Source organism: Arthrobacter sp. Y3223164 (assembly GCF_059091005.1).
The window spans coordinates 1-5155 of the sequence record NZ_JBNHGF010000199.1 but is presented as its reverse complement, the minus strand read 5'-3'; the positions used below and the strand labels follow the sequence as shown (position 1 = coordinate 5155).

Below are 5155 nucleotides of genomic sequence, written 5' to 3'. Positions count from 1 at the left end.
CTGCGCTCCGGCGTCGCCGTGTTGCCCCGGATCCGTCGGGCCGGAGGCTTCCTTCTCCGCGGGCTCTGCCGCAGGGGTTTCGGGCGCCGGTGCGGCGGCAGTTTCCTTTTCTTCCGTGCGCGCCTCCGGAGCCCGGGCGGCCTTCGGAGCGGTTGCGTCGGTGGACGCTTCCTCCGTTTGCTGCCGCTGGGCCGCACGCGCCAACGGCCGCTGCCCCTCGTCCGGGTCGCTCCACCCCATCAGCTGCTTCACCGGGGCTGCGATGAATCCCACCGCTGCGGACGGGCTATGGCCGTTGTGGAGGGCGCCCGCTGCCCCGGTTGCGCCGAGGGCGGCCACAGAGCCGAGAGTCAACCCCGCCGCGATCCGGAGGCGGCGCCGCCTGCGGTTGATCCTGCGTAGCTGGGTGGATTTGCGTCGTTGATTCTGCGAGGGGCTCACAGTCGCACAATGATACCGACCAAACCGCGGAAAGTCTCAATTGCATAACGGAGCCGCTTAGAACTCGGGGTTGGCGGCGGTGCCGAGTTCCTCGTCGGCGACCCGGTAGGCCAGCGAGGGCGGATAGCCCTTCCGGGCCAGCATCGAAACCAACCGCCGCAGATGCTTATCCCTGGCCGACCTGTCGTTCAGTTCCCAGTCGGGACGGATCTTGCGGCGAACGAGTCCCCGCGCGGCTTCCAGCTCGTCGTCGGGCGATAGCTGGTCAAGTGCCTGCTCGGCGATGTCGCCGGAAATGCCCTTCTCCCCGAGTTCCCGCTTGAGGGCAGCGCGCGCCAAGGAGCGGGTCTGGGAGCGGCTGCGCACCCACATTTCGGCGAACCCGGCGTCGTCAATGAGATTGACCTCTTCGAATCGGTCGAGCACCGCCTCGGCGACGTCGTCCGGGACGCCGCGCTCAGCCAGCTTTGCGGCCAGCTGCGCGCGGCTTTTCGGGGACCGTGTCAGCGCGCCCAGCACAATCGAGCGTGCCACCGCATGAGGATCCGCCTCGGGCGCCAGGTCGGCCGGACTGCCCGGCGTTGGCCCGGCGGCCGGACCGTGCCTGCGGGCCACCTAGAATCCGTCGACTGCCTTGAGCTTCGGTCCGCCTTCTTCTCCGCTGTCCGGAACGGGGTCGATCCCGAGCTTCTGCCGGATTTTGCGCTCCAGCTCATCGGCCAGGTCCGGGTTGTCGATCAGGAACTTGCGGGCGTTTTCCTTGCCTTGGCCCAGCTGGTCGCCGTCGTAGGTGAACCAGGCGCCCGACTTCTTGACCAGCGCATGTTCCACGCCCATGTCGATCAGGCCGCCCTCGCGGGAAATGCCGTGACCGTACAGAATGTCGAACTCGGCCTGCTTGAAGGGCGGAGCCATCTTGTTCTTGACGATCTTGGCGCGGGTACGGTTGCCCACCGGGTTGGCGCCGTCTTTCAGGGTCTCGATGCGGCGCACGTCGATGCGCACGGAGGCATAGAACTTCAGCGCCTTACCGCCGGTGGTGGTCTCCGGGCTGCCGAAGAACACGCCGATCTTTTCGCGCAGCTGGTTGATGAAGATGGCCGTGGTCTTGGACTGGTTGAGCCGCCCGGTGATCTTTCGCAGGGCCTGGCTCATGAGGCGCGCCTGGAGGCCCACGTGGCTGTCGCCCATTTCGCCCTCGATCTCCGCGCGGGGCACGAGGGCTGCGACGGAGTCGATCACGATGATGTCCAGCGAGCCGGAGCCGATCAGCATGTCCATGATTTCCAGGGCCTGCTCGCCGGTATCCGGCTGCGACACCAGCAGGGCGTCGGTGTCCACCCCGAGCTTCTTGGCGTATTCCGGGTCCAGCGCGTGCTCGGCGTCGATGAAGGCTGCGATGCCGCCGTTGCGCTGGGCGCTGGCCACGGCATGGAGCGCCACGGTGGTCTTGCCGGAAGATTCCGGACCGTAGATTTCCACCACGCGGCCCCGCGGCAGGCCGCCGATCCCCAGGGCAGCGTCCAAGGCGATCGAGCTGGTGGAGATCGTTTCGATCGGGGCGCGCGTGTCGTCGCCGAGCCGCATCACCGACCCCTTGCCGAACTGCTTGTCGATCTGCGCCAGCGCAGCTTCCAGTGCCTTCTCGCGGTCAGCTGGTGCGGCCATTGTTCACCTCAGTCTCTTGCGGCCCTCGGGCCATTTTTTGTCTTGACGTCTTCCGACCGTAACCGCCGGTTCGGACAAAATGGGATCGGCAGCGGAGCGTGTGGATGATCCGTCCACTCGGGGGTCTGTGTAGAAGCTTAGCGGGATCCGAACACACTTTCGAACATATCGGCGTTGGGCGCGGCGTGTCTGTTCAGCCGCGCGGCTCGCGGTCCTTGCCCCAGCGCCGCTCGGGCGGAACGTCCTGGACATCGCAGAGGGCCAGCCACACGGTTTTGGGCGGGATTCCCGCGGCCAGCGCTTCGGCCGCGGTACGGCCCCCGAGTTGACCCAGCACCAGGTCGGCAGCCAGGACATGCGAGTATGCGGGACCGAATTCATCGTCCATCAACCGCCAGAAGTCACTGGTTCGCACGCGTCCATCTTCTCACGTGTCCGTCCGGCCTCAACCGGGCCGGACGGAGATTCGGCGCCGTCGGAATATGGGTACGGCGCGTCAGGCCGCCGTTGCCCTGCGTGTGCATGCTGCTCATTACAATGAGCCCATGACAGACCACGCCACAGGCAGCGCAGATGCAGGGTTCGATGCGGCCATCGAAGCACTGGAACGGCAGCTGAGCCTGCTCTGGCGCCGGGCCAGGGCGAATTCGCACCGGGTGGCACGAAACGTCCACCCGGACATGGAACCTGCCGCTTACGGACTGCTGTTGATCCTGCAGCGGGAGCGCTCCATGCGCCTGACCGAACTGGCGGCCGCCATCGGGGTGGGCAAACCCTCCGTGAGCCGCCAGATCGCCATGCTGGAGCAGTTGGGACTGGTTGGCAAGGAGGCTGATCCACTGGACGGACGGGCCCAATCCATCACCTTGACTCCGGCCGGGCTGGAAAAGCTGGCCGAGGCACAGGCCGCCCGCAAAGTCGCCTTCCACGAGCGGCTTGGCGACTGGTCCGTCGAGGACCTGTCCACGCTGGGACAACTGCTGGACCGGCTGAACGCTTCGTACGCCAACGAGCCGCCCGTCCACTAGCGGCACAACCTCCGGGACGAGAGGCGCGGCGTGGCACCGGCGGGCACAACAAAAACCGGCCGGTCCGCCACGGGGCGGAACCGGCCGGTTCAGGTTTTCGGGTCAGTAGCGGGCGGAAGCCAGCCCGCGCAGCTCGTCGGGCAGCTCGTCGGGAATGGCCCCGACAAACTCCCGGGACAGTTCCTGCGGAACGGTGTCGGGAATGACGACGCCCTCGGCGTCCGCGACCCGGTCGCTGACTTCGCGGAGCATGTGCGACAGGGGAACGTCCAGGGCAGAGCAGATCGAGGACAGGAGTTCCGACGATGCTTCCTTCTGGCCGCGTTCGACTTCGCTCAGGTATCCGAGGGAGACGCGGGCGCTGTGCGACACTTCTCGAAGGGTGCGTCCCTGACGCTGCCGGACATCGCGGAGGACGTCGCCAATCTCGTGTCGTAGCACCACCATCTTGCGCTCCTTCTGCTCCGTACGCGGTTCTTCGGCCAATCCCACATCACGCCAACGGACTACACCGTTTACGGACACGGGCTGCTTTACCATCTGTATCGCCTTGCTCCCTCATGAGGTATGCGGCTTGCGCCGCTGTCTTCCAAGCCTAGGCCAACAACGTAACAGTTGCTGACACCCTTTGATAACTACTGAATCAAAGTTTTTGTTCCCGGGCCCGAATCTCCGGTGCCGGCGGGACCGGGAGCGGCGTCGATCGCGAGGCCCAGTTGTTCGATGGCCGCGTCACACGCCAGCCGCCGGATGCGGGCGCGGTCCCCCTCGAAACGGTATCCGACGGCGCGCGTGCCCTCCGGAGAGGCTACGCCGATCCACACGGTTCCCACGTCCCGTCCCCCGTGCGGTTCCGGTCCCGCCACCCCGGTCGTGGATACCGCGATGTCAGCCTGCAACACGCGCCTGGCGCCGTCGGCCATCTGGCAGGCGACCGCTTCCGTGACCGCGCCCTCGCGCTCGAGCAGGCCCGCGTCGACGCCGAGCACCGCCGTCTTGATCCGGCTCTGGTAGGACACCACGCCGCCGCGGAGCGCGCCCGAAGCTCCCGGAACGGTGGCCAGTTCCGCCGCCACCATTCCCGCCGTCAGTGATTCGGCCGTGGCCAAGGTCACCTTCCGGGCGATGGCGGCCCCTACGACCACGGATGCGGACGTGCTCACGGCCGGCCCTGCGGCTTCGCGAGGGCGGCACGGCGCAGCGCCACTGCCTTGACCACGTAGTCGATGCCTGTTGCGACGGTGACGACGACGGCGACCGCCATGACGGCAAAGGCGACCCAGACGGCCCAGGATCCGAGCCACGCCTCCAGCGGCAGGAGGTACAGGAAGATCGCCAGGGTTTGCAGCACGGTCTTCAACTTGCCGCCGCGCGAGGCCGGCATGACGCCGTAGCGGATGACAACGAAACGCAGCAGGGTGATGCCCAGCTCCCGGACCAGGATGACGACGGTGATCCACCACGGCAGGTCGCCCAGCACCGACAGGAGGATCAGGGCCGCACCGATCAGGAGTTTGTCGGCGATCGGGTCGGCTATCTTGCCGAAGTTGGTGATCAGGCCCCGGGACCGCGCCAGGTCGCCGTCAAGCTTGTCGGTGTAGATCGCGACGGCAAACACCGCCACGGCCAGCCAGCGGAACACCTGCCCTGCTCCGGCGTCGGCCAGCAGGAACCAGATGAAAAACGGGACCAGCAGGATCCGCACGGTGGTGAGGACGTTGGCGATATTGAGCAGGGGCACGGGGCGGGACACTGAATCAGTCACGGTTTCAAGGCTACCCGCCCGCCGTGGCCCTTCGGCCGCCGCCGGCGGGCACGCGACACCCGCCTCAGCGCCCGGTCAGGCTCCAGGCGTCCTCGGACCCTGAATCGTCGTCGTCGTAGTAGTCCTCCGCCTGCGGCCGGGAGTCCAGGTCTTCGGCGACCAGGTCACGCGGGCCCTCGAAGCCGTGGTTCGCGTTGGCGTTCTCCGCCAGCGCCTCCGTCAGCGGATCGGCCTCGCCCGCCGCGGCCGGGGC

8 protein-coding genes and 1 pseudogene are annotated in these 5155 nt (G+C 67.2%); 1 reads left to right on the top strand and 8 read right to left on the bottom strand.

The window, feature by feature from the left end; translation table 11 throughout:
- The 4 genes and pseudogenes from AC5RUJ_RS10700 to AC5RUJ_RS10685 all read right to left on the bottom strand — a co-directional run.
- A pseudogene (locus tag AC5RUJ_RS10700) lies at nt 1-273 on the bottom strand (hypothetical protein); the annotation flags it as partial.
- Nucleotides 274-498: 225 nt separating this feature from the next.
- Nucleotides 499-975, bottom strand: coding sequence for a regulatory protein RecX (locus AC5RUJ_RS10695; protein ID WP_494014169.1), 477 nt, complete (start codon nt 973-975; stop codon nt 499-501).
- Nucleotides 976-1056: 81 nt separating this feature from the next.
- Complete coding sequence (recA, locus tag AC5RUJ_RS10690) at nt 1057-2109, bottom strand: recombinase RecA (RefSeq protein ID WP_494002399.1); 1053 nt, start codon at nt 2107-2109, stop codon at nt 1057-1059.
- A gap of 193 nt (nt 2110-2302) precedes the next feature.
- Nucleotides 2303-2524, bottom strand: coding sequence for a DUF3046 domain-containing protein (locus AC5RUJ_RS10685; protein WP_494002400.1), 222 nt, complete (start codon nt 2522-2524; stop codon nt 2303-2305).
- Between the two features lie 130 nt (nt 2525-2654).
- Between AC5RUJ_RS10685 and AC5RUJ_RS10680 the strand changes: the two genes are divergently transcribed.
- A complete protein-coding gene (locus AC5RUJ_RS10680) occupies nt 2655-3137 on the top strand; it encodes a MarR family winged helix-turn-helix transcriptional regulator (protein ID WP_493977755.1) in 483 nt (160 codons plus the stop codon).
- A gap of 102 nt (nt 3138-3239) precedes the next feature.
- Here AC5RUJ_RS10680 and AC5RUJ_RS10675 read toward each other — a convergent pair whose 3' ends face one another.
- The 4 genes from AC5RUJ_RS10675 to AC5RUJ_RS10660 form a co-directional block, all read right to left on the bottom strand.
- On the bottom strand, nt 3240-3677 hold the full coding sequence (locus tag AC5RUJ_RS10675) for a helix-turn-helix domain-containing protein (RefSeq protein WP_493977754.1): 438 nt from the start codon (nt 3675-3677) through the stop codon (nt 3240-3242).
- A gap of 95 nt (nt 3678-3772) precedes the next feature.
- The gene (locus AC5RUJ_RS10670; protein WP_494014170.1) at nt 3773-4300 is read right to left on the bottom strand and encodes a CinA family protein; all 528 of its coding nucleotides are present in this window, start codon (nt 4298-4300) and stop codon (nt 3773-3775) included.
- A complete protein-coding gene (gene pgsA / locus AC5RUJ_RS10665) occupies nt 4297-4902 on the bottom strand; it encodes a CDP-diacylglycerol--glycerol-3-phosphate 3-phosphatidyltransferase (protein ID WP_494002402.1) in 606 nt (201 codons plus the stop codon). The genes AC5RUJ_RS10670 and pgsA overlap by 4 nt, the downstream gene beginning before the upstream one ends.
- 64 nt (nt 4903-4966) lie before the next feature.
- Nucleotides 4967-5155 (bottom strand): hypothetical protein (locus AC5RUJ_RS10660; RefSeq protein ID WP_494155848.1); only part of this gene is annotated, 189 nt, incomplete at its 5' end.

Excerpts from the sequence above, each read along its gene's own strand:
- AC5RUJ_RS10680 (WP_493977755.1), top strand. The coding sequence starts at position 2,655 with ATGACAGACCACGCCACAGGCAGCGCAGATGCAGGGTTCGATGCGGCC.
- recA (WP_494002399.1), bottom strand. The coding sequence starts at position 2,109 with ATGGCCGCACCAGCTGACCGCGAGAAGGCACTGGAAGCTGCGCTGGCG.
- AC5RUJ_RS10675 (WP_493977754.1), bottom strand. The coding sequence starts at position 3,677 with ATGGTAAAGCAGCCCGTGTCCGTAAACGGTGTAGTCCGTTGGCGTGAT.